Origin of the sequence: Rhodopseudomonas sp. (assembly GCF_013377015.1) — a bacterium.
In the GTDB taxonomy this organism is placed as follows: domain Bacteria; phylum Pseudomonadota; class Alphaproteobacteria; order Rhizobiales; family Xanthobacteraceae; genus JARJEH01.
Genome location: NZ_JACABA010000002.1, coordinates 76,756 through 100,953, shown reverse-complemented (window position 1 = coordinate 100,953; position 24,198 = coordinate 76,756). Strand labels below are relative to the sequence as shown.

22 protein-coding genes are annotated in these 24,198 nt (G+C 64.6%); 7 read left to right on the top strand and 15 right to left on the bottom strand.

The genetic code is table 11. The annotated features are described in order from the left end of the window. A complete protein-coding gene (locus HXX15_RS08735) occupies window positions 1-783 on the bottom strand; it encodes a 3-hydroxybutyrate dehydrogenase (protein WP_296515109.1) in 783 nt (260 codons plus the stop codon). A gap of 254 nt (window positions 784-1,037) precedes the next feature. Here HXX15_RS08735 and HXX15_RS08730 point away from each other — a divergent pair, with 254 nt between their 5' ends. Beyond that, on the top strand, window positions 1,038-2,198 hold the full coding sequence (locus HXX15_RS08730) for a patatin-like phospholipase family protein (protein ID WP_296515106.1): 1,161 nt from the start codon (window positions 1,038-1,040) through the stop codon (window positions 2,196-2,198). Window positions 2,199-2,330: 132 nt separating this feature from the next. Here the strand turns inward: HXX15_RS08730 and HXX15_RS08725 are convergent, their stop codons facing one another. The 8 genes from HXX15_RS08725 to HXX15_RS08690 form a co-directional block, all read right to left on the bottom strand. Further along, entirely contained in the window at window positions 2,331-3,959 is a 1,629-nt protein-coding gene (locus tag HXX15_RS08725; protein ID WP_296515104.1) for an inorganic phosphate transporter, read from the bottom strand. Between the two features lie 141 nt (window positions 3,960-4,100). After that, the gene (gene recJ / locus HXX15_RS08720) at window positions 4,101-5,942 is read right to left on the bottom strand and encodes a single-stranded-DNA-specific exonuclease RecJ (protein WP_296515101.1); all 1,842 of its coding nucleotides are present in this window, start codon (window positions 5,940-5,942) and stop codon (window positions 4,101-4,103) included. Between the two features lie 53 nt (window positions 5,943-5,995). Beyond that, a complete protein-coding gene (locus tag HXX15_RS08715; RefSeq protein ID WP_296516885.1) occupies window positions 5,996-6,709 on the bottom strand; it encodes a haloacid dehalogenase type II in 714 nt (237 codons plus the stop codon). A 169-nt stretch (window positions 6,710-6,878) separates the two neighbouring features. Beyond that, on the bottom strand, window positions 6,879-7,328 hold the full coding sequence (locus HXX15_RS08710) for a GNAT family N-acetyltransferase (RefSeq protein ID WP_296515098.1): 450 nt from the start codon (window positions 7,326-7,328) through the stop codon (window positions 6,879-6,881). Window positions 7,329-7,336: 8 nt separating this feature from the next. Next, window positions 7,337-8,338 (bottom strand): class II fructose-bisphosphatase, encoded by a 1,002-nt coding sequence (gene glpX / locus HXX15_RS08705; RefSeq protein ID WP_296515096.1) that lies wholly within the window; start codon window positions 8,336-8,338, stop codon window positions 7,337-7,339. Window positions 8,339-8,387: 49 nt separating this feature from the next. Continuing rightward, window positions 8,388-9,710, bottom strand: coding sequence for a homoserine dehydrogenase (locus HXX15_RS08700; RefSeq protein WP_296515094.1), 1,323 nt, complete (start codon window positions 9,708-9,710; stop codon window positions 8,388-8,390). 26 nt (window positions 9,711-9,736) lie between these two features. Then, complete coding sequence (locus HXX15_RS08695; RefSeq protein WP_296515091.1) at window positions 9,737-10,957, bottom strand: LL-diaminopimelate aminotransferase; 1,221 nt, start codon at window positions 10,955-10,957, stop codon at window positions 9,737-9,739. 194 nt (window positions 10,958-11,151) lie between these two features. Beyond that, the gene (locus HXX15_RS08690) at window positions 11,152-11,466 is read right to left on the bottom strand and encodes a hypothetical protein (protein WP_296515089.1); all 315 of its coding nucleotides are present in this window, start codon (window positions 11,464-11,466) and stop codon (window positions 11,152-11,154) included. Window positions 11,467-11,704: 238 nt separating this feature from the next. Here HXX15_RS08690 and phaC point away from each other — a divergent pair, with 238 nt between their 5' ends. The 3 genes from phaC to HXX15_RS08675 all read left to right on the top strand — a co-directional run bounded on the left by phaC (window position 11,705) and on the right by HXX15_RS08675 (window position 15,500). Beyond that, the gene (gene phaC, locus HXX15_RS08685) at window positions 11,705-13,510 is read left to right on the top strand and encodes a class I poly(R)-hydroxyalkanoic acid synthase (RefSeq protein WP_296515087.1); all 1,806 of its coding nucleotides are present in this window, start codon (window positions 11,705-11,707) and stop codon (window positions 13,508-13,510) included. Window positions 13,511-13,640: 130 nt separating this feature from the next. After that, entirely contained in the window at window positions 13,641-14,039 is a 399-nt protein-coding gene (locus HXX15_RS08680; RefSeq protein WP_296515084.1) for an MAPEG family protein, read from the top strand. Window positions 14,040-14,186: 147 nt separating this feature from the next. Then, window positions 14,187-15,500, top strand: a complete 1,314-nt coding sequence (locus tag HXX15_RS08675) for a diguanylate cyclase (RefSeq protein ID WP_296515082.1) — start codon at window positions 14,187-14,189, stop codon at window positions 15,498-15,500. 40 nt (window positions 15,501-15,540) lie between these two features. Here HXX15_RS08675 and HXX15_RS08670 read toward each other — a convergent pair whose 3' ends face one another. The 4 genes from HXX15_RS08670 to HXX15_RS08655 all read right to left on the bottom strand — a co-directional run bounded on the left by HXX15_RS08670 (window position 15,541) and on the right by HXX15_RS08655 (window position 18,377). Beyond that, window positions 15,541-15,903, bottom strand: coding sequence for a hypothetical protein (locus HXX15_RS08670; protein WP_296515080.1), 363 nt, complete (start codon window positions 15,901-15,903; stop codon window positions 15,541-15,543). Window positions 15,904-16,059: 156 nt separating this feature from the next. After that, window positions 16,060-16,671 (bottom strand): class I SAM-dependent methyltransferase, encoded by a 612-nt coding sequence (locus tag HXX15_RS08665; protein WP_296515077.1) that lies wholly within the window; start codon window positions 16,669-16,671, stop codon window positions 16,060-16,062. Window positions 16,672-16,699: 28 nt separating this feature from the next. Then, complete coding sequence (gene argC / locus HXX15_RS08660) at window positions 16,700-17,701, bottom strand: N-acetyl-gamma-glutamyl-phosphate reductase (protein WP_296515075.1); 1,002 nt, start codon at window positions 17,699-17,701, stop codon at window positions 16,700-16,702. Between the two features lie 10 nt (window positions 17,702-17,711). After that, window positions 17,712-18,377 carry an FMN-binding negative transcriptional regulator gene (locus tag HXX15_RS08655; protein ID WP_296515074.1) on the bottom strand — a complete coding sequence of 222 codons (666 nt, stop codon included), beginning with the start codon at window positions 18,375-18,377 and terminating at the stop codon, window positions 17,712-17,714. A 306-nt stretch (window positions 18,378-18,683) separates the two neighbouring features. Here HXX15_RS08655 and HXX15_RS08650 point away from each other — a divergent pair, with 306 nt between their 5' ends. Next, complete coding sequence (locus tag HXX15_RS08650) at window positions 18,684-19,508, top strand: N-acyl homoserine lactonase family protein (RefSeq protein WP_296515071.1); 825 nt, start codon at window positions 18,684-18,686, stop codon at window positions 19,506-19,508. A gap of 20 nt (window positions 19,509-19,528) precedes the next feature. On the opposite strand, the gene HXX15_RS08645 is transcribed toward HXX15_RS08650, so the two are convergent. Further along, complete coding sequence (locus tag HXX15_RS08645; RefSeq protein WP_296515069.1) at window positions 19,529-20,059, bottom strand: DedA family protein; 531 nt, start codon at window positions 20,057-20,059, stop codon at window positions 19,529-19,531. Window positions 20,060-20,329: 270 nt separating this feature from the next. On the opposite strand from HXX15_RS08645, the gene parE reads away from it, so the two are divergent. Both parE and HXX15_RS08635 read left to right on the top strand, forming a co-directional pair. Then, window positions 20,330-22,390, top strand: coding sequence for a DNA topoisomerase IV subunit B (parE, locus tag HXX15_RS08640; protein ID WP_296515066.1), 2,061 nt, complete (start codon window positions 20,330-20,332; stop codon window positions 22,388-22,390). Window positions 22,391-22,467: 77 nt separating this feature from the next. Then, complete coding sequence (locus HXX15_RS08635; RefSeq protein WP_296515064.1) at window positions 22,468-22,653, top strand: hypothetical protein; 186 nt, start codon at window positions 22,468-22,470, stop codon at window positions 22,651-22,653. 5 nt (window positions 22,654-22,658) lie between these two features. Here HXX15_RS08635 and HXX15_RS08630 read toward each other — a convergent pair whose 3' ends face one another. Beyond that, window positions 22,659-24,176 carry a caspase family protein gene (locus HXX15_RS08630; protein WP_296515061.1) on the bottom strand — a complete coding sequence of 506 codons (1,518 nt, stop codon included), beginning with the start codon at window positions 24,174-24,176 and terminating at the stop codon, window positions 22,659-22,661. Between the last annotated feature and the right edge of the window lie 22 nt (window positions 24,177-24,198).

The following is a 24,198-nucleotide window of genomic DNA, read 5'->3' as shown; positions in this document are numbered from 1 at the left end:
TCAGTGAGCGGTCCAGCCGCCATCGACAGGCAACGTGGTTCCGGTGATCGATCGCGCATTGTCGGTGCAGAGGAAGTTCACCAGCGCGGAGAGTTCCTCGACGGTGACGAAGTGCTTGGTCGGCTGCGCCGCGAGCAGCACGTCGGAGATCACCTGCTGCTCGGTGATGCCGCGGGCCTTCGCCTGTTCGGGGATCTGCTTCTCGACCAGCGGGGTCATGACATAGCCGGGGCACACCGCATTGACGGTGATGCCGTGTTCGGCGAATTCCAGCGCCGCGGTCTTGGTCAGGCCGGCGATTCCGTGTTTCGCGGCGACATAGGCCGATTTGAAAGGCGATGCGACCAGCGCGTGGGCGGATGCGACGTTGACGATGCGGCCCCAGTTGCGCGATTTCATCCCGCTCGCCGCGGCCCGCATGGTGTGGAAGGCGCTGGACAGGTTGATCGCCAGAATGGCGTCCCATTTTTCGACCGGGAATTCCTCGATCGGGGCCACGTACTGAATTCCGGCATTGTTGATCAGGATGTCGACCGCGCCGAATTCGGCCTCGGCCTCGGTCACCATCGCGGCGATCTGGTTGCCGTCGGCCATGTTGGAGCCGTTGTAGAGCACCTTGATATTGTGACCGTCGGCGATTTCCTGCCGGATCGCCTCGATCTCGTTTGGGTCGCCAAAGCCATTGAGCATGACGTTGGCGCCGCTGGCGGCGAGACCGCGCGCAATGCCAAGACCGATGCCGCTGGTCGAGCCAGTGACGATGGCGGATTTTCCGGACAACATGCTCGCACTCTCCCGCGATGGTCGACCGCCATGCTTGAAGCATGGTCGGCGACTGATCCGCCGCGCATCCGCGACCGTTTCGCAATTGCTAACGGCCGCACTTGACGGAGGTGTGAGCTATTTTCGTCAGCGGCGTGACAGCAGCGAAATATCAACATGCTACACGATGGTATTAATCAGCGAGGCGTCACAACGGCGTCACTCCCGGATTGAATGTTACTCGCAGCATTCAGAGCAGGAGAGGAGCCGAAGCGATGGACACGCGAACGCCGGGGTCGGACACGATCGTTGAACCGAAATGGTGGCCGGACCGCTGCGACCGCGTCGCGCTGGTGCTGCAGGGCGGTGGTGCGCTCGGCGCCTATCAGGCCGGCGTCTATCAGGCCCTGCACGAAGAAGGGATGGAGCCGAACTGGGTTTGCGGCGTCTCGATCGGCGCGATCAATTCGGCGATCATCGCCGGCAATCCGCCGGAGCGCCGGCTCGAACGGCTTCAAATCTTCTGGGACCGGATCACGTCCCGCAAGATCTGGCACTACACGCCGGATGGCGACGTCTATCGAAAGGCACGCAATTTCGCCAGCACCATGATGACGACGGCGCTGGGGCAGCCCGGCTTCTTCAAGCCGCACGATATGAATCCTTGGCTCAGCCCGGCCGGCGCCCGCTCGGCGACCAGCTACTACGACACCGGTCCATTGCGGGAAACCCTTCTGGAACTGGTGGATTTCGACCTGATCAATCAGCACAAGATGCATTTCGCGGTCGGCGCCGTGAACGTGCTGACCGGCAACTTCCTGTATTTCGACAATAAGAAGGAAGTGATCGGCCCCGAGCATGTGATGGCGAGCGGCGCGCTGCCGCCGGCGCTTCCGATGGTAAAGATCGGCACCGACCATTTCTGGGACGGCGGCATTGTCTCGAATACGCCGCTACAGCATCTGCTCGACCAGGAGGACAAGCTGAATTCGCTGGTGTTCCAGGTCGATCTGTTCAGCGCCCGGGGCGTGCTGCCACGCGACATCCAGGAGGTCCAGGCGCGCTACAAGGACATCGTCTATTCGTCGCGCACCCGGCACAACACCGACGTGTACAAGCGGATGAACAATCTGAAGGCCGATCTCTACAAGGCATTGCGGAAATTGCCGGACGATCAGTTGAGCGATGCCGAGCGCGCGACACGCGACAACCTGGCCGATCTGCCCGAGATCACCATCCTGCAGATGATCTATCAGCAAAAGGCCTATGAGGGCGACGCCAAGGATCACGAATTCTCAGCCACCTCGATGCGCGAACACTGGCTGAGCGGACTGGAGGATACCCGCCGGACCCTGAAGCGCCGCGACTGGCTGGCGTTGCCGGAGCAGGGCATGGGAATCGTGGTCCATGACGTGCATCGCGAGCGCGACTACTGATCGTCGGTCGCGGCGACAGCCGGTCGAGACCGCGTCACGAGGCCGTTCAAACAGGAAGCCCGCGCAGCGACTGCGCGGGCTTCTCTTTGTCGTCGGCCGCCGCGATTGACGCGGCGGCCTCGTCGATTTCGATCAGAACAGATGCGAGAACACAACGTACAACCCGGCCGACAACAGGATCGCCGCCGGTAACGTCAGCACCCAGGCCATCAGCAGGTTGCGGATCGTTGACATCTGCAGCCCCGAGCCGTTGGCCGCCATCGTGCCAGCGACGCCGCTCGACAGCACGTGGGTGGTCGAGACCGGCAGGCCGAACATGTCGGCGGCGCCGATGGTGACCGCGGCGACCAGTTCGGCGGAGGCGCCCTGGGCGTAGGTCAGATGCGTCTTGCCGATCTTCTCACCGACCGTCACCACGATGCGCTTCCAGCCGATCATGGTGCCGAGCCCGAGCGCGATCGCCACCGCGATCTTGACCCAGGTCGGAATGAACTTGGTGGCGCTGTCGAGCGAGCCCTTATAGGCGTTGAGGGTGCCGATCTCCTCCTTGTTGAGATCGTTTTCCTTGTCCTTCATCAGGAAGCGGATCGCTTCGGAAGTCAGGTACATATCGTTACGGGTGTTGCCGACCGCTTCGGCCGGCACCTTGTTGAGCGACCCATACTTCGTCACCTGATCGCCGACATCTTTGACCAGCACTGCCAGTGACGGATAGGTGCCTTCGGTGATCTTGTGCTGCGACACATAGAGAGTCACGGCCGGGCGCGGATCACCGATGATGCTATGGCCGGCGCCTTTCGCGGCGATCACCGTCGCCGCCGCAGTCGAGGTCTTCTGGAACTGCACGACCTGGGATTCCGGCAGCGCGCGGTTCAGCGCATAGGCGGTCGGCACCGTGCCAATCAGGATCAGCATGATCAGACCCATGCCCTTCTGACCGTCATTGGAGCCGTGCGCGAAGCTGACGCCGGTGCAGGTGGCGATCAGAATGCCGCGAATCCACAGCGGCGGCGCCTTGTTGCCCTCGGGTGCTGCGTACAGTGCCGGGTTGCGGATCACGAACTTCAGCATCAGCAGCAGGATCGCGGCGCAGCAGAAACCGACCAGCGGCGACAGCAGCAGCGCATAGCCGATCTCGGTGGCCTTGCCCCAGTCGACGCCCGAGGTGCCGTCGCGGCCGCGCATGATCGCATTGGCCACGCCGACGCCGATGATCGAACCGATCAAAGTATGCGAGCTCGAGGCGGGCAGTCCGAAATACCAGGTGCCGAGATTCCAGATGATCGCGGCGATCAACAACGCGAACACCATCGCGAAGCCGGCGCTAGAGCCGACCTGCAGGATCAGTTCGACCGGCAGCAGCGAGACGATGCCGAACGCCACCGCGCCGGTCGAGAACAGCACGCCGAGGAAGTTGAAGAAGCCGGACCACATCACGGCGAATTCCGGCTGCAACGAATGGGTGTAGATCACGGTCGCCACCGCGTTGGCGGTGTCGTGGAAGCCGTTGACGAATTCGAAGCCGAGCGCGATCAACAGCGCCACCAGCAGCAGCAGATAGGGCAGATAGGTGGTCACCTTGACGCCGGTCGCATCGACATCGACATAGATGCTGTAGGCGACGAACAGCAGGCCGGCACCGAGAATGCCGAAGAACAGGATCATGGTCAGGGGGTTGAAACCCTTGTCCAAATTGGGCCGCGACGCCGGTTGAACCGGTCCCCCCGGATCCAGCGTCTGATTGATCGTGAAGTCGGTCATGCCTGCAGCCCCTTCGGAATGAGAATGGCGCGATCCTGACGGAGGGGTTTGAAAGTTAGATGACGCCGGACACCAAAGTCGCGGTTCGCGACGCCGGGACGTCCGCGCTCAGTTGCTCGCAGTGACGAACAAATCGTCGAGCTAGCGGATCATCGCCGGCCCGGGGTCCGGCACTGCGACGTCGATCACCCGTAGCTGCACCCGCTCGGCGCCCTGCCAGCGATCCACCGCGAGCGAGCCGGCGACGTGCAGCGGCTGACCGCGATTTTGCATGAGGGCGTCGCCGAGCTTCTGGCCGACGCTGCGGAACGCGATGCCGTTGACGATCGCGCCGTCGCCGGACTTGAAGCGCAGCCGCAGATGCGCCTGCCCGACTTCGTCGGCATAGACCAGCTGATGCGACGGCAGCGCGATCACCGGCTCCGGATTGCCGCTGCCGAACGGACCGGCGCGATTCAGCGTCGCCACCAGATCGGTGGTGACGCCGCGCGCCGACACCGCGCCGTCGATCAACAATTCGTTGAGATGCCGCGACTTGCCGACGTCGGCGGACAGCGCGGTCTCGAGGTAAGCCCGGAATTCGCCGAGCCGTTCCTTGCGCAGCGTCACGCCGGCGGCCATCGCGTGGCCGCCGCCTTTGATCAACAGCCCATCATGAACCGCCTGCCGCACCACCTTGCCGATATCGACGCCGGAAATCGACCGCCCGGATCCGGTGCCGATGCCGCCGGGCTCCAACGCGATCGCGAAAGCCGGCCGCCCAAATTTTTCCTTCAGCCGCGACGCGACCAGGCCGACCACGCCGGGGTGCCAACCTTCCGACGCGGTGACGATCACCGCGCCCTTGTCCTCCAGCCCGAGCGAGGCCAGCGCCTCGGCCTCGGCCTGCGCTTCGGCCATCTGTTCGATCACCCGGCGCTCGGTGTTGAGCCGGTCAAGCTCGGCGGCGATTCTTGCAGCTTCGGAGATGTCGCCCTCCAGCAGCAGCCGCACCCCGAGATCGGCGCGGCCGATCCGGCCGCCGGCATTGATCCGTGGCCCCAGCATGAAGCCGAGATGCCAGGCCTCCGGCGGCCCGTTGAGGCGTGACACGTCCATCAGCGCGGTGTGGCCGACATGATCGCGGCGCCGCAGCGCGATCAGTCCCTTGGCGACAAAGGCACGGTTCAGCCCGGTCAACGGTGCCACGTCGGCGACGGTGCCGAGGGCGACGTGATGCAGCATGCTCAGCAGATCGGGCTCCGGCAGTTCCGCGCTCCAGAATCCGCGCTGCCGCAGCTCGCGATTGACCGCGACCAGCGTGATCAGCACCAGCCCGACCGCGGCGAGATGGCCGAGCCCAGACAAATCGTCGGGACGATTCGGATTGACCAGCGCATCCACCTCCGGCAGTTCGTCGCCACATTGATGATGATCGATTACCACCGCGGACATGCCGAGCCGCCGTGCTTCGGCAAGCGGCTCGAGACTTGTGGTGCCGCAATCCACCGTCACCAGCAGCGTGGCGCCCTTCTCCGCCAGCATCCGGATCGCTTCGACATTGGGGCCGTAACCCTCGAAGATGCGGTCGGGGATGTGGATCAGCGGATCGAGCCCGCAATGCCGCAGATGCCAGGCCAGCAAGGCGGCCGAGGTCGCGCCGTCGACGTCGTAGTCGCCAAAGATCGCGACCTTCTCGGCCTTCACGGCGGCGTCAGCGATGCGCTTCGCCGCGGCCTCCATCTGGGTCACCGTGTAGGGATCGGGCATCAGCTTGCGGATCGTCGGATCGAGAAAATCCGCCACCGCGTCGATCTCGATGCCGCGCCCGGCGATCACCCGCGCCAGCATTTCGGGCAGCTGATAGCGCTGCGCGATCGCCAGCGCCCGCGCCGCGCCGCGCGGATCGAGCCGGTCGCGCCACAGCTTGCCGGTAGCAGACCGCGTCACGCCGAGAAACGCCGGCGGCGGGTCGATCGGCAATGCGGATGCGGGAAGCGTCATGATGGTTCAGATAAGCACGAAGCGTCGGAGCAACAAAGGCGCCTTGCCCGACTTCAGCACCCCATCCGATCGGCGAGCGCATTGAAGTCCGCCGCGACGACATCCCAGTCGCCCTCGGCCTTGAAGTCACGGCTCTGCAGCGGGCCGTATTCGGTGATCCGCGGCACGAAAGCGGTCTTCAGCCCGAGCGCCTGCGCCGCGGCGAGATCGTTGTTGTGGGCGGCGACCATCATCACCTGCTCCGGCACCAGGCCCAGCAGCCGGGCCGCGCCCAGATAGGTCTCGGGATCGGGCTTATAATGCGCGAAAATCTCGGCGCTCAGCACCAGATCCCACGGCAGGCCCGCGAACTTCGCCATGTTGGTGAGTAGCGCGACGTTGCCGTTCGACAACGGCGCGATGATGTATCTGGACTTCAGCCGGGTCAGGCCGGCCACGCTGTCGGGCCAGGGCTTCAGCCGGTGCCAGCCGGTGGTGAGATAGCGCAGTTCGGGTTCGCTGGCGCCGACGATGCCGAACCGAGGGGCCAGTTGCTCCAGCGTTTCGCGGTGCAGCGTATCCAGCATCTTGTAGCCGCACTCGGGATGTTTGCGCACCTCGTCCATCGACGGCGCATAGGCCTGTCGCCAGGCATCCACCAGCCCGGCCCAGTCGACCTGAAGATCGCGTTCGGCGCCCCATGCGGTGAAATCCGCGATCAGGCTGGAGCGCCAGTCCACCACGGTGCCGAACACATCGAACACCAGCGCCTTCGGCGCATCGGCCATCACGCTCATCGTTTCAATCCCTTGTTCTCGTTTCTTGCATTGCTTCAGTTCGTCATTGCGAGGAGCACTTGCGACGAAGCAATCCAGTGCTGGATCGGAAAGAGCTGGATTGGTTCGCTCACCGGACGGCGCTTCGCGCCGACCGGTGGCTCGCAATGACGGCTGGGGCTCAAAAGATCTTCCGGTACTGCATGAAGCCCGAATTCTCCGCGACCTGGTCGTACAGGATCCGCGCCTGCGCGTTGTGGGTCTGAGTCAGCCAATGCACCCGGCTGCAGCCGGCCGCTTTGGCGTTGGTGTACACCGCCTCGATCAACGCCCGCCCGACGCCAAGTCCTCGCGCGCTGGAATCGACAAACAGATCCTGCAAGTAACAGTAGTCACCGACGGTCCAACACGAGCGGTGATAGAGGTAGTGCACGATCCCGGTCAGTTTGCCGTCCACATAGGCGCCGAGAACGAACATCGGCTCGGCCGGATCGTGAAACCGCGCCCAGGTGACGTCAGACACCTCGGGCGCGATTGTCGCCTTGTAGAAGGTGAGATAGCCCGCCCACAACGGCTCCCACGCGGCGCGCTCGTCGGCGTGCAGCGGCCGGATCAGGATGTCGGCGGGCATCGTGCCTCTCAATCGAGATGGAATTTTTCGAGCTGGCGGTGATCGGCCTTGATGTACCGCACCGTGCCGGTGACCGAGCGCATCACCACGGTGTCGGTCTGGATCACATTGTCCTTGCGGAACTTGACGCCGGACAGCATCGAGCCGTCGGTGACGCCGGTGGCGGCGAACAGGCAGTCGCCCTTCACCATGTCCTCGACCGCGTAGACGAAATTCGGATCGGACACGCCCATCGATTCGGCGCGGTTGCGCTTCTCGTGGCTGTCGAGGATCAGCCGTGTGTACATCTGGCCGCCGATGCAGCGCAACGCAGCCGCCGCCAGCACGCCTTCCGGCGCGCCGCCGGTGCCGAGATAGATATCGACGCCGGTGTTGTCGGGATCGGCAGTGTGAATCACGCCGGCGACGTCGCCATCGGAGATCAGCCGCAACGCGGCGCCGGTGGCGCGGATCGCGGCGATCAGGGCGGCGTGGCGCGGACGGTCCAGCACCAGCGCGGTGATCGCCGTCATCGGCACGCCCTTGGCCTTGGCGAGACGGGCAATGTTCTCAGCCGGCGGCGCATCGAGATCGACGAGGTGTTTCGGGTAGCCCGGTCCGATCGCGATCTTGTCCATGTAGACGTCGGGGGCGTGCAGCAGCGTGCCGCCGTCGGCCATCGCCATGGTGGCGATCGAGCCCGGCATGTCCTTGGCGCACAACGTGGTGCCTTCCAGCGGATCGACCGCAATGTCGACCTTCGGCCCGGCATTGATGCCGACCTTCTCGCCGATGAACAACATCGGCGCCTCGTCGCGCTCGCCCTCGCCGATCACGATGGTGCCCTCGATCGGCATCTTGTTGAGTTCGCGGCGCATCGCGTCGACGGCGGCCTGATCGGCGCCCTTTTCATTGCCATGGCCACGCAACCGCGCCGCCGACACCGCCGCGCGCTCGGTGACCCGCACGATCTCGAGAGTCAGGATGCGCTCCAGCAATTGCTGCGGCGGGACGGAGATAACTGTCGACATTGGTGGTACTCCCCAAATTCACAGCGGGCGGTTCGGCCCGAATAAGGCTCTAGTTTTTCTCGATCCGTATCAACTGCGGACGGCCGCTGATCACCTTGTCGCGCTGCACCGCCGCCAGCGCGCGGCGCACCGCGTCCTCGGTGGTCGCGTAGGTGACCAGAATCACCGGCACCGGCTGCGACTTGCGCGCGCCGCCATTGCCGCCGACCTTGCCGTCGGGGTGGCGCTGCATGATCGATTCGATCGAAATGTCCTGTTCGGCGAGCCTGGTGGCGATCTTGCCGGCGGTGCCGGGCAGATCGCGCGCCATCAGCCGCAGATAGTAGCCGCCCTCGTGGCGCTCCATCGGCGCCTTCTTGGTTAGCTTCAGCTTCGCCACCGGCCGGCCGAACGGCATCGCCCGGATGCCGCGCGCGACATCGGCAATATCGGCGACCACGGCGGAAGCGGTCGCCGCGGCGCCAGCGCCGGCGCCAACCAACGTGATCGGCGGAATCCCGACGCCGTCGATCGTCACCGCGTTGGTGACATCCATCACCTGCGCGATCGAGGAGGTCCGCGGCACCATGGTCGGATGCACCCGCTGCTCGATGCCGGTCGCGGTCCGCACCGCGACGCCGAGCAGCTTGACGCGGTAGCCGAGATCGGCGGCGGCGCGCAGGTCTTCCGGCGCGATCGTCGAGATGCCTTCGACCGAGACCGCGCTCTGCGCCACCTTGGTGCCGAAGGCGAGGCTGGCCAGGATAGAGAGCTTCTGCGCGGTATCGTGGCCGTCGACGTCGAATGACGGGTTGGCCTCGGCATAGCCGAGCCGTTGCGCGTCGGCGAGACACTCGGCGAATGACAGCCCCTCCTGCTCCATTCGGGTCAGGATGTAATTGCAGGTGCCGTTGAGAATGCCGTAGATCCGCGCGATGTCGGTGCCGGCGAGGCCTTCGCGCAGCGTCTTGATCACCGGAATCGCAGCGCAGACGGCAGCCTCATAGTTCAGCGCGCCACCGTGCTGTTCGGCGAGGCTGGCGAGGCGCAGCCCGTGCTTGGCGATCAGCGCCTTGTTGGCGGTGACCACCGATTTTCCGGACGAAAGCGCGGCCTCGATCGCCGGTCCCGCCGGCTCATCGACGCCGCCGATCAATTCGACAAAGCAGTCGATCTCGGGATCGGCCGCGATCGCCATCGGGCTCTTCGCCCATTCGATGCCGCGCAGGTCGAGCCCGCGCTTCTTCGCCTTCGAGCGCGCGGTCACCGCCACCACCTTGATGGCACGGCCGCAGCGCGCCGACAGCGTGCGTTCCTGCCGTTCGATGACGCGGACAACCTCGGCACCAACGGTGCCGAGCCCCGCGATACCCACTCTCAGTGGTGCGATCATGACGCGATGTAACCTGTCGGAAAGAGCTATCGCCGGGTGGCGAGAGGAACCACGTTGTGCAACGTTTCGACGCCGCTTTCAAGGAAGCGGCGGACGCCGCGAGCGGCCTGCCTGATCCGCTGCTCGTTTTCCACCATGGCGATGCGGACGAAGCCCTCACCGTGCTCGCCGAACGCCACGCCCGGTGACACCACGACGCCGGATTTCTCCACCATCAGGGTGGCGAACTGCATGCTGCCGACATCCCTGAAGGCGGGCGGCAGCGGCGCCCAGGCGAACATCGAGGCGGACGGCGGCGGAATCTCCCAACCTGCCCTGCCGAACGATTCGACCAGCGCGTCGCGGCGCTTGCGATAGATTTCGCGCATCTCGCGGATGCAATCGTCCGGGCCGTTCAGCGCGGCCGTCGCCGCCACCTGCACCGGGGTGAAGGCGCCGTAGTCGAGATAGGATTTCACCCGCGCCAGGGCTGCGATGATGCGCTCGTTACCGACCGCGAATCCCATCCGCCAGCCGGCCATCGAGAACGTCTTCGACATTGAGGTGAATTCGACGGTGACGTCCATCGCGCCCGGCACCTGCAGCACCGACGGTGGCGGATTGGCGTCGTCGAAATAGACTTCCGCATAGGCCAAATCCGACAGGATATAGATCTCGTGCTTCTTCGCGAACGCCACCAAATCCTTGTAGAAATCCAGGCTGGCCACATAGGCGGTCGGATTCGACGGATAGCACACGATCATCGCGATCGGCTTCGGGATCGAATGGATGATTGCCCGCTCCGCCGCGGCGAAGAATTCCGGCGTCGGCTCCGACGGCACCGAGCGGATCACGCCGCCGGCCATCAGGAAGCCGAAGGCGTGGATCGGATAGCTCGGGTTCGGGCACAGCACCACGTCGCCGGGCGCGGTGATCGCCTGCGCCACGTTTGCGAAACCTTCCTTGGAGCCGAGCGTCGCCACCACCTGGGTATCGGGGTTGAGCTTCACCCCGAAGCGGCGGTCGTAATAGGCCGCCTGCGCCCGGCGCAGGCCGGTGATGCCGCGCGACGCCGAATAACGGTCAGTGCGCGGCCGGCCAAGCGTTTCCTTCATCTTCTCGATGACATGGGCGGGGGCCGGCAGGTCCGGATTGCCCATGCCGAGATCGATGATGTCGGCCCCGGCATTGCGCGCGGCCGCCTTGGCCCGGTTGACCTGCTCGAACACGTAAGGCGGCAAACGGCGTATGCGGTAGAATTCTTCCATGGTCCTCGACTCCCGACCGAACGGCTGGATGGTTACCGCGTTCTGAACCGGAGGGGAATCCGATTCACACGCGGAATCGCTTTGATTACGAGATTTTGCGCCAATCTGCGGCAAGGCTGGCATGCGTCCCTGCCGGACGCCTCATCTCCTGGTCCTGGCCCGGGCGATTTTACCGGACGGCGGACGCTTTGAGGCTATTTCTTGGCAGGTGGCGGCGGTGCGGCGGCGACTGCGGCCTGGCGTTCGCGCGCGGCAATCAACTCGCTCTCGATCTTGGTGCGTTCGGCCGGCGCCATTGCGGTTTCCTCCCGCCCGGTAGGAAGATCGTTGACCGCCGGGAACGCGTCGGGCTCCTTCGCCCGGGTCTCGTCGCTGGAGCCCAGCGGCAGATCCGACAGCGAGATCGAGCATCCGCCGAGCCCGATGCCGGCCAGCAACAGCACCGCCGCGACCGCCGCGCGCGCGCCGCCGCCCCATCCGTCCGAGCCTGCCGGTTGCAAAATCTTCACGCCCCTCGCCTCACCACGCCTGCCGCTTCCACCGCCTGAACTCGCGGAGAACCATCTTGCCGCCAAACCATTAACTTCTACAGAGCCGCGCGCCTCACTGGAACGGCAATGTGACCAAATGACGCCCTTTGTCGCAGTGCAGCACATCGAATTCAGCGACATCCATCGAACTATGCCATCATCGGGCCGCGACGAAAAACCGATCCTTGAAATTCCACAAAACCAGTAGTGTCCGATAATGGCCGAAGTGTTAGCAGAAACCGCCCCTGTCAAGAAGTTCGACCCTGAGGTGTTTGCCCTGAATCTGGCGCGCGCGATGGAATCCAGCGGCCAGGCGCTGGCGGCCTATCTCAAGCCGCGCGACAATGGCGAGGCCAAGGACAAGCCGCCGGCCGAGATCACCGAGATCGTCAAGACCTTCAGCACGGTGGCCGACTACTGGATGTCGGACCAGACCCGCGCCACCGAGCTGCAGACTAAACTCGGCCAAGCCTATCTCGACCTGTGGGGCAATTCGGCGCGCCGCCTGATCGGCGAGCAAGTCGCGCCGACGATCGAGCCGCCGCCGCGCGACAAGCGGTTCAGCGATCCGGAATGGAAATCCAACCAATTCTTCGAGTTCTTGCTGCAGGCCTATCTGCTCACCACGCAATGGGCGCATGAACTCGTGACCAAGGCCGAGGGCCTCGATCCGCACACCAGGAAGAAGGCCGAATTCTACGTCCAGCAGATCACCAATGCGCTGGCGCCGTCGAATTTCGTACTGACCAATCCGGAATTGCTGCGCACGACGCTGGCGTCGAACGGCGACAATCTGGTGCGCGGCATGAAGATGCTGGCGGAAGACATCGAGGCCGGCGGCGGCCAGCTCCGGATCCGGCAATCCGACCCGGCCAATCTCGCGGTCGGCGTCAACATGGCGACTACGCCCGGCAAGGTGATCTACCAGAACGAGATCATGCAGCTGATCCAGTATACGCCCACCACCGAGAACGTGCTGCGCACCCCGCTGCTGATCGTGCCGCCGTGGATCAACAAGTTCTACATCCTCGACCTCAAGCCGGAAAAATCCTTCGTCAAATGGTGCGTCGATCAGGGACTCACGGTGTTCGTGATCTCCTGGGTCAACCCGGACAAGAGCCTCGCCGCCAAGGGCTTCGACGACTACATGAAACAGGGGCCGCTGACCGCGATGGACATCATCGAGCAGGTCACTGGCGAGATGAAGGTTCACACCCTGGGCTATTGCGTCGGCGGCACCCTGCTCGCGGCGACCTTGGCGTGGCTGGCCGACAAGCGCCGGGTCCGCGTCACCTCCGCGACTTTCCTCACCACCCAGGTCGATTTCACCCACGCCGGCGACCTCATGGTGTTCGTCGACGAGGACCAAATCTGCGCGCTAGAGCGCGACATGAAGACCACCGGCGTGCTCGAGGGCGCGCGGATGGCGATGGCCTTCAACATGCTGCGCTCCAACGATCTGATCTGGTCCTATGTGGTTAGCAACTATCTGAAGGGCCAGCCGCCCTCGGCATTCGACCTGCTGCACTGGAATTCCGACGCCACGCGGATGCCGGCGGCGAACCATTCCTACTACCTGCGCAACTGCTATCTCGACAACCGGCTGTCGGCCGGCACCATGGTGCTCGACAACACCCTGCTCGACCTCTCCAAGGTCAAGGTGCCGGTCTACAACCTCGCCACCCGCGAGGACCACATCGCGCCGGCGGAGTCGGTGCTGTACGGCTCGCAATTTTTCGGCGGCCCGGTGAAATACGTGCTGTCAGGATCGGGCCATATCGCTGGGGTGGTCAATCCGCCGGCCGCCGGCAAGTATCAATACTGGACCAACGACGCCAGCAAGGCCACCAGCGTGGTCGACTGGATGAAGACCGCGCAGGAGCACAAGGGCTCGTGGTGGCCCGACTGGCGGGAATGGCTGGGCACGTTTGATCCCGAACAGGTTCCGGCGCGCGCGGTCGGCACCGCGGCGTTCCCCGGGATCGAGGATGCGCCCGGAAGCTACGTCCGTGTGCGCGCCTGATCGCCGCGCGCCCCGCATTGGCGTTGCTGCGCTGATCGGCTATGGTCCGACGCAACGCCGTCGCTGAGCGTCCGCCAGGCGCGAGTCGCTTGTCGGCTAGATCCATCCTGACATCGAAAGGACCGTGTCGATGACGCGCGAATTGTTCTGGCTGACGCTGACGGTGATTTTGACCGGCTTATTGTGGCTGCCTTATGTGCTCAATCGCGTCGCGGTGCGCGGCCTGGGCGGTGCGATGGCCAATCCCTCGCGCAACGACAAGCCGCATGCGTCCTGGGCCAACCGTCTGATGTTCGCGCACGACAATGCGGTTGAAAACCTGATCATCTTCGCGCCTTTGGTGTTGATCCTTAACGCGATCGATTATTCCAGCAAATGGACCGTGCTCGCCTGCGCGGTATATTTTTGGTCGCGCCTCGCGCATGCGATCGTCTATGGGTTCGGCGTGCCGGTGCTGCGCACGCTGACCTTCACCGTCGGATTCTGCGCGCAGGCGGTGCTCGCGCTGGCGATCTTCAAAATCCTGTAAAACCGTACGCGGCTACTCATTGAAGGTACGCAGACTGAGCCGATCAAGTCGTTGTTAGCCATTCACGCAGTGATTGGCCATGGATTCACCGACCGTTACGTGTTCGCGTGACAAATCGCAGGGCAAGCGAACAAGTCGGACCCTGCGATGCCACAAGTCTTTCTTTCCACTGAACATGACCCACGGCTGGTCGCGCTCGCGATCGCGACCAGCCTGTGGGCCGCGATCGTCTCGATCGCCCTGTTCAAGCGCTGTCTGGCGACGCAGGGGCGTCCACGGCTAATCTGGCTGGGATTGAGTGCGGTGTCCGGCGGCTATGGCATTTGGACGACCCACGTCATCGCGTTGCTGGCGTCCGATTCCCCCGCCGCCGCGGCTGACGATCTCGGCCTGATGCTGCTGACGCTAGCCGTCGCCGTCCTTGCAACCGGAGCGGGTCTCTGGATCGCGCTGAGCAACGGCCGCACGCAAATCCAGTTGAGGCAGCAGAAGCTGTTGCTCGACACCGCGATCGAGAACATGCCGCAGGCGCTGTGCATGTTCGACGCCGAGGGTTGCATCACGTTGTTCAATGCACGCTACGCCGCGATGATCGGCATTCCGGCGACGACGCTGCTTGGCATGTCGTTGCGCGATCAACTCAAGCGCCTTCAGGGCCTCGGTGAATTCGCCGAGGACCCCGATCAATTCTCCGCAACCGTCATGGCCGAAATGCGTGGCGGTCATCCGGCGATCAGGGAGATTACCGCCGCCGGCAGGGTGCTCCGGGTCACCGAACAGCCATTGCCGGGGCACGGCTGGGTCGCGACGCTGGAAGACGTCACCGAATGGCGCGAGGCGCAGGAGCAGATCGCCCATCTGGCGCTTCACGACCCGCTCACCCAATTGCCGAACCGGGCCAAATTTCGCCACGACCTCGAGCGCGTGCTGAACAACGCCCTGCCCGTCTCCCGTATCGCGGTGCTTTATCTCGACCTCGATCACTTCAAGGACATCAACGACACCTTTGGACATTCGATCGGCGACGCGCTTCTGAACGAGGTTTCGCAGCGGCTGGTTCACTGCGTCCGCAGCGGCGATACGGTGGCTCGACTGGGCGGCGATGAGTTCGCAATCGTCCAGGTTTCAACCGATGCGCATGCGCCCGCTGCGCTGGCGGCCCGGATCGTTCGCGTCATCGCTGCGCCCTACACCATCCAGGGCAATCACGTCGTGGTCGGTGCCAGCGTCGGGATCGCGCTGTCGCCGGGCGACGGCACCGCGCCGGACGAACTGCTCATGAAGGCCGACACCGCGTTGTACAGCGCCAAGGCCGAAGGCCGCGGCACCTATCGCTTCTACGAGGCAGGCATGAAGGCGCACACCCTGACGCGCCGCGTGACCGACAAGGAGTTGCGTAAGGCACTGCTCCAGGTGGGGATCGCGCAGAACCAATCGATCCATGACGATATGGTCGCATAGCTGGGACTGAAGCAGGTTGCCGGCGCCGGGTACGCTCGCGTTACAGCGTCGACACCCAGGCGAGAAACAGCGCAAAACCGGCCAGCCCGACCGTGACATGGGTGCCGAGCACCACATTTGCGGCGACCGGCGACCGCCGAGCCAAGGCGGCGACAAAGCCGGAAAATGCCGAGACGCCGAACAGCCCCGCCGCCGTATAGCCGAACGTCCCGGTGGTCGCCCCGGCCGCACCGTTCGGGGTGCCGTGCAGCAGCATCACCAGCGTTTCCAGTCCGCCGAAGCCGAGCAGCAAGTGGAAGGCGATCAGCCCCGGCTTGCGCTCGCCGCGCAGGTACAACAGCCCGAGATAGAGCCCGATCGCCGTCGCCGCGGAGAGGATCACCAGAACGGGAATTGCCGTCATCGCTTCACCTTCGCTCAATGCGTCGGGAAAGCGACATTTCGCTGCGACCAGCGCAGCTTAGCCCCGACGATGTCAGGCGACATTAGCGCCATTCAGCCAAAATCCGTCAAGCTCACATGACGATCAAGATCACGAGACCGATGTCACCATCGTCAGTCAGATTTTGGCGGCGGCGTCTCCCAGCGCTTTGCGCGCCAGTACGTGCAGGATGGTGGCCGGCTCGCCATCGAAGCCCTTGTCTTCGCTGGTCTCGATCACGACCGAATCCCAGCTTCCGGCATCGGCATATTGCGCACGTAACCAGTCGGGCGACGGATAGTTGTAGTAGCGTGCGAGCTTGTCGCGGCCCTCGGCGTCACCGGCCTTGAAGCTGGCGTAGAAAAATCCGCCCGGCTGCAACGCACGCCAGATCCGCGCCAAAACATCGCCGAGCTCATTTCTCGGCACATGCAGCAGGCAGGCGCTGGCCCAGACGCCGCGATACGCCGCGACCGCGCTCAGTTCGTGGAACAGCATGGTCTCGACCGGATGCTTGAGCCGGCGCGCCGCTTCGGCCGCCATCTCGGGCGATCCGTCGGTGGCGCGCACGTCAAAACCGTTCGCCAGCATATGCGCGGTATCGCCACCGGCGCCGCAGCCGAGCTCGAGGATCGAAGCCGCGGGCGGCAGCAATGCCAGGAAGTCAGCCAGTCGTCGGTGCCGGCGTTTGCTCCATCCGGCGTACTCCTGTGCGTTGCGCCGGTAGAAGGTCAGCGTCGCGTCGTCCACGCTGCTCCCGGCGCGAGGGTCGGCGCCGCTAGACATTGGCCGCGTCATCGGCGACGCCGAGCATCAGCCGCATGTTCTGCACCGCCGCGCCCGAGGCGCCTTTGCCCAGGTTGTCCAGCCGCGCCACCAGCACAACCTGTCGATGCTCGTCACTGGCAAAGACATAAAGCTCCAGACGATTGGTCTCGTTGAGCGCCTCCGGCTCGATCCGTCCGCTGCGGTTGGTCGCGCTATCGAGCGGCACCACCGAGACATAGCGACTGCCGGCGTAGCGCTGCGCCAACGCCGCATGCAGATCGGCGGCACTGGGCTTGCCGGGCAGCATGTCGAGATGCAGCGGCACCGAGACCAGCATGCCCTGGCGGAAATTGCCGACCGAGGGCACGAAGATCGGCCGCCGCGTCAAATGCGAATATTGCTGCGTCTCCGCCAGATGCTTGTGCGCGAAGCCGAGGCCGTACAGCTCGAAAGCCGGCGCGGTGCCGCTCTCGTAGCTCTCGATCATTGCCTTGCCGCCACCCGAATAGCCGCTCACGGCGTTGATGCTGACCGGATGGTCGGCCGACAGCAGGCCGGCATCGACCAGCGGCCGCAGCAACGCCACCGCGCCGGTCGGATAGCAGCCCGGATTGGAGACTTTTCGAGCAGTGCGGATTTTGTCGGCCTGATCCGCGGCAAGCTCCGGAAAGCCGTAGGCCCAGCCGGGCGCGACCCGAAACGCGGTCGACGCATCGAGCACCTTGGGTCCGGCGGCGCCCATGCCGTCGATCAGCGCCACGGTCTCTTTCGCCGCATCGTCCGGCAGGCAGAGGATGACGAGGTCGACCTCCTGCATCAGCGCGCGCTTGGCGCTGGCGTCCTTGCGCTTGGCGTCGTCGATCTGTTTGACGATGATTTCGTTCTGCCGGGCGAGGCGCTCGCGAATGCCGAGACCCGTGGTTCCGGCGGCGCCGTCGACGAACACGCTGGGCCTGACGCCGCGGCTGCTTGCGGTTGCGGCTTCCGTCCGCGTCGAGTCCGAGAGGGTCATCTCAATTCCTTCACAATGCGGCTTCGCCGACCGGCGCGTTCAATCTGTAGTCCAACTGCGGCCGCAGCGCGATCATCTGCGACGCGATCGCTTGCGCCGCGGGATCGCCCTGCCGCGCCAGCGCCACCGCGACCGCCTCGTGATCGGCATCGGACTTGTGCTGGTTCAGCTTGAAGCTGCCCTCAACCACATCCACCCGCAACATCACCCCGACGATCGCCTGCTTCATCGCCTCGCGCCGCCCCGCCGGCATCTTCGCCAGGGTCCAGTGCGGCTTCGGCAAACAGCTTTCGAACGTTGCGCTCAAACCGTCAAGATGCGCGGCGAGTTCGACGTCGGACATCACGGCCGCCGCCCCGGTCAGATGCACGCTCTGATACAGCCAGGTCGGCACCTGGTTGGGCGAGGCGTACCAGTCGGGCGAGACATAGGCGTCGTCGCCGTTCACCGCCATCAGCCATCTGGCGCGGCCGTTGCCGAGCCGAGTCAGCGGATTGCCGCGCGCGACATGGAACGACAGCAGCGGCGTGCCGTTGGAGGAAAAATCCATACAGAACGGCACCGGCGCGGCCACCGGTTTGTCGCCGTCCCAGGCGCAGACGGTGCCGAAACCGCGCGCGGCAGCGAACGCGAGACAGGTGGACCGGTCAGGCTGGAATTGCGGCGGGACATACATGGCATAGGCTCCTGCTTCGAAAAAAGGAGCCGCCGAATTCAGATCGCGAGGTTTGGAACAACGATGCCGCGGACTGGATCCGGCGGCAGGGGCGACAATCTCAGACGCAGACGTCCGCCCATACCGCGAGAATGCGGCGGCGGTGAGCTTTGAGAATGGTCACGGGGTTGATCATGGGCGAGCTGATAGGGCCGAGCCCAGCGCACGTCAACATTTTTCCGGCCGCAGCGGACTTCCCTGCGACCCGGTCTGGCCATAGGCTGACGAGGAGCCGGACTCGAACCGGGCCAACCGGGGAGAGAAACTTTGAAGACAAACGCCATCGTGATTGCCGCCGTTGCGCTGTCGTTGCAGGCCACTGCGGTGCTGGCGCAGACCAAACCCGGCGTCGACAAGCTCTACATCCTCAATTGCGGCGAAGGCTCCACCACCGACATTTCGCGCTGGTCGCCCGGCGTCGATGTCGGAAAGCCGATGGACTTCGTCGACACCTGCTACCTGATCCATCATGCCCAGGGCTGGCTACTGTGGGACACCGGCGTCACCGACGCGATCGCCGCGATGCCCGAAGGTCTGGCGCCGACCGATCCGAAGGCGGTGCACTGGCGACGGCCGAAAACACTGGCGAGCCAGCTCGATCAACTCTCCGTCAAGCCGGCCGATCTCAAATTCGTCGCCATCTCCCACACCCACCCGGATCATATCGGCAATGTCGAGTTGTTCCCGACCACGATGCTGCTGGTGCAGAAAGTGGAATACGACTGGCCGCTGCCACTCGGCGTCGGCCGCTTCAAGCCGGAGCATCCGGTGACCAAGCTTGACGGCGACCACGACGTGTTTGGCGACGGCAGCGTGACCCTGATCGCGACGCCGGGTCACACCCCCGGCCATCAGTCGCTGCTGGTCCGGCTACCGAACACCGGCGCGGTTCTGCTATCGGGCGACGCGGTCCACTTCCAGAGCAACTGGGACAATCGCCGCGTTCCGGCAATCAATGTCGACAAGGACAAGACCGCGGCGTCGATGCAGCGCATCGCCGAGGTGCTGGCGAAGGAAAAGGCCACGCTGTGGATCAACCACGACAAGGCGCAGCGTGACAGCCTGAAAATGGCGCCGGCCTATTACGATTGAGAAATCGTCGACAAGCCCGCCTAGACCGTCCGCCAGATCCATTCGATGATCAGCGAGATCACGTCGCCGAACAGCAGCAAGGCCGCCGCCCACACCAGCGCCGAAACCACGTTGGCGATCTGGAAGGTCCAATAATCCATCTCGAAGATGCCGGCCGCCAGCGGCACTGAGGCGCGCAGCGGGCCGAAGAAGCGGCCGATGAAGATGCTCGGCACGCCCCATTTCTGCACGAAATCCTCGCCGCGCAGCAGCAGCCCCGGAAAGCTCGACAGCGGCCAGATCTGCGCGACGTTTTCCTTGTACTTGTAGCCGAACCAGTACGACAGCCAGTCGCCGAGCGCCGCGCCGACGCCACCGGCAAGCCATACGGGCCAGAAGCTGATGCCGCTGGCGCCGATCAGCGCCCCGATCGCCACCAGCGCGCCCCAGGCGGGGATCAGCAGCGAAATGAACGCCAGCGATTCGCCGAACGCCAGCAGCAGCACGATCGGCGCGGCCCATGCCTCGTGAGCGCGCACGAACTCGATCAGGCCCTGAATCGCGCCTTCCATCGTCAAATCGCCCTTCCCTGACCACAAATTGCTGCGGCGCCGCGCGGCTGTCGGACGGTGCGATGACAAATCGATCTTCTTTTCATGACTGACAGGTACGCCGTCGGACCCGAGCGCAGCAAGTCACAACAGCGATTGCAATCGCGCGGGAGTTGGGTCAGCCCGGCACCGCCGCGCGGTCACAATTGCAGCCCTATCCATGGCATAGTCAGGGCATCGATTCGCCCGCTTCGGGCGCGCCCATGCGTTAGAGAACCGAATTCAAGAACGATGGCCAAAGCACTGAAAATCAACAAAAAAAACTCGGATGATGACCTCTTCGGCGGTGCCAAGGCGATGCCGAAGCCGACGACGGTCAGCAAATCCGCGCCGCGCGCCCAGAGCGCCGAGGCCGACTATACCGCCGCCGACATCGAGGTGCTGGAAGGCCTGGAGCCGGTCCGGCGCCGGCCTGGCATGTATATCGGCGGCACCGACGAGAAGGCGCTGCACCATCTATTCGCCGAGGTGATCGACAATTCGATGGATGAGGCGCTCGCCGGGCACGCCACCTTCATCGAGGTGGAACTTAAGGCCGACGGCTTCCTCACCGTCTCCGACAACGGCCGCGGCATCCCTGTTGATCCGCATCCAAAATTCCCGAAGAAATCCGCACTCGAAGTCATCATGTGCACGCTGCATTCCGGCGGCAAGTTCGACTCCAAGGTCTACGAGACCTCGGGCGGTCTGCATGGCGTCGGCGTCAGCGTGGTCAACGCGCTGTCCTCGCTGCTCGAGGTCGAGGTGGCGCGCAGCCAGCAGCTCTACAAGATGACGTTCGAGCGCGGCCACCCCAAGGGCAAGCTGGAAAGCCTCGGCAAGGTCAACAATCGCCGCGGCACCCGGATTCGCTTCAAGCCCGACACCGAGATCTTCGGGCCCAAGGCCGCGTTCAAGCCGCAGCGGCTGTTCAAGATGGCGCGGTCGAAGGCCTATCTGTTCGGTGGCGTCGAGATCCGCTGGCACTGCGATCCGGAACTGCTGAAGGGCCTCGACGACGTCCCGGCCGAGGACACCTTCCACTTCCCCGGCGGGCTGAAGGATTTTCTCGGCGCGGCGATCCACGCCGACACGCTGGTGCATCCCGAGATCTTCTCCGGCAAGTCCGGCCGCAACGGCGCCCACGGCGCCTGCGAATGGGCGGTCGCCTGGACCGCCGACGCCGACGGCTTTTTGTCGTCCTACTGCAACACGGTGCCGACGCCGGACGGCGGTACCCATGAATCCGGCATGCGCTCTGCGCTGCTGCGCGGGTTGAAGGATCACGCCGAGCGCGCCGGGCAAGGCAAGCGCGCCACGTCGATTACCTCGGAAGACGTCATGGTCGGCGCCGCCGTGATGCTCAGCGTGTTCGTGCGCGAGCCGGAATTCCAGGGCCAGACCAAGGACCGCCTCGCCACCGCCGAAGCCCAGCGCATCGTCGAACAGGCGATCAAGGACCCGTTCGACCATTGGCTGTCCGGCAATCCGCTGCAGGCCAACAAGTTGCTGGAATTCGTGCTCGAGCGCGCCGACGAACGGCTGCGCCGCCGCGCCGAGAAGGAAATCTCGCGCAAAACCGCGGTGAAGAAACTCCGCCTCCCCGGCAAGCTCGCCGACTGCACCAACACCGCGACCGAGGGCTCCGAGCTGTTCATCGTCGAGGGCGACTCGGCCGGCGGCAGCGCCAAGCAGGCGCGCGACCGCAAGACGCAGGCGATCCTGCCGTTGCGCGGCAAGATCCTCAACGTCGCCTCGGCGACGCGCGACAAGCTCACCGCCAATGCCCAGCTCTCCGACCTGATGCAGGCGATCGGCTGCGGCGTCGGGATCAACTACCGCGAAGAGGATCTGCGCTATTCGCGCATCATCATCATGACCGACGCCGACGTCGACGGCGCACATATCGCATCATTGCTGATCACCTTCTTCTATCGGCAAACCCCGAAGCTGATCGACGAGGGCCACCTCTACATCGCGGTGCCGCCGCTGTATCGCCTGACCCACGGCGCCAAGACGGTCTACGCCCGCGACGACGCCCACAAGGACCAGCTGCTGAAGACCGAATTCAACGCCAACGCCAAGGTCGATGTCGGCCGCTTCAAGGGCCTCGGCGAAATGATGCCGGCGCAATTGAAAGAGACCACGATGGACCCGGCCAAGCGCACCATGCTGCGCGTGGTGCTGCTGGCGGAAGACCGCGAAGGCACCGCCGACTCCGTTGAACGTCTGATGGGCACCAAGGCCGAAGCGCGCTTCGCCTTCATCAGCGACAAGGCCGAGTTCGCCAGCGAGGATCTGCTGGACGTTTGAGTCTTAGCCGTTTAGCGAATTGTGATTGCCGAGCTGTGCTATCAGGCTTGCACGGCCAGTCACGAACGGAGCACAGCATGCGTATTCTGCTCACCGTCATCGGTACCCTCGCCCTGCTGATAGGCCTGATCTGGACCGGCCAGGGCGCAGGCTACATCAACTGGCCGGCGTCGAGCTTGATGCTGAAGCAGACCCAGTGGATCTATTATGGCGCCGCCACCGCGCTCGGCGGGTTGATCCTGATCTGGTTCGGGCGGCGCTGACCCCCTCACCGCCGAAAACTCTTGATCTCCGACACGCTGCCGTCGCGATAGGTCAGTTCCACCGAGACCGACTTGGTCGCCGGCGCGAGCTTCAGATAGGTCTGCGCCTCATAGGGAATCGATGACGGATCCTTGAGATCGCAGGGCGGCATCTTCAGCACCTTGTCGGGCACCGCGCTGTCGATCCCGACTCTCACCTCACGGATCGCGCAGCGATACGACACCAGATGGGTGTAGTAGACCAACAGGCCGTTGAATTCGCGAAACGACAGCCACGAGGTCGCGGTCATGTCGAGGATCTTGCGCTGGTCGCGGATCAGCGCCGCCTCCGGATCGAATTTGATCGGAAACGGTCCCTGTAGTTCGCCGGCGGCGTCGACGTAGCGCACCTGGATGGTGGCGGCCGGCGCGTCGGAGGCGAGCTCGATCGACGGATTCGGCATCCGCTTGCGGGTGCGCGGATCGAGCGTGTCGAGAAAGCCGGTCTCGCGGAAATCGCCGGCTTCGCCGATCCGCCAGGAGATTCCCAGCGTCGGATCGGCGATCGAGAACACCACAGTCCAGCCGCCATTGTGGCGCGAGAACAGCGCGATCGGCGCGTTGACGCTGTCGTTGGCGGGCGGTGCTAACCGCTGCACCGGCGGCAGCGCCGCGACTTGCTGGCGCGGTGGCTCGGCCGGCGCGACCGGCACGGCCGGCGCCGTCCCCGCCTTGGTCTGCGCCGCGCCGTTGAGAAACACGTCATCGACCATCTGGTCGAAATACACCGGGACCTGCTTGTGGCTGACATTGCCGGCCAGTTCGCTGACGATGCGCCGGGTGCGCTGCGCCACCTGCACCAGGTTCTCGCCGGGCTCCAGCAGCTGCTTGGAAAAGATCCGGGTGAACACCGAATTCGGATTGGTGTCGGTGTCGGACAGCCGATCCAGTGCGGTCTGCCGCGGGCCGGCCGAGAAGATCGAAAACACCCCTTCGGGCAGCGAGGTCATCGGCGCTAGCCCGCCCCTGCCCGCCACCGCGCGGGTGCCGGCGCGCTCGAACGGATTGTTGCGGCAGGCGTCGAACACCAGGATCGCGGTGCGCGCGCCCTTGTTCTGCAACCGCTCGATGATGCGGTCGGCCAGCACCGAGGCGTCGCGCACCAGTTCCTCCTGGCCCTCGGTGGCGGCCGGAACGTCGACCGGCAGCAGGAAGTTCTGCCCCGCGATCTCGAAGCCGTGGCCGGCGAAGAAGAAGAACGCGGTGTCTCCCGGCTCGACAGTGGCGTCGAAAGCCAGCAGGCTCTGGCTGAAACCCTGGCGGTTCTGGTTCTCCGCCACCATCACGCTGAAACCGAGTTGCTTCAGGGTGTCGCCCATGGTGCGGGCGTCGTTGACCGCCTTCTGCAGCTTCGGCACGTTGCGGTAGTCGTTGTTGCCGATCACCAGCGCCACCCGCTTGGCGGCCTGCGCGGGTGCGGCGACCGCCAGCAGCGCGACCGCCACTGCGAGCGCCCATCCGGTCCTGATCGAAAGCCCGCTCATCTTGTCCCCGCCTGCACGCGAT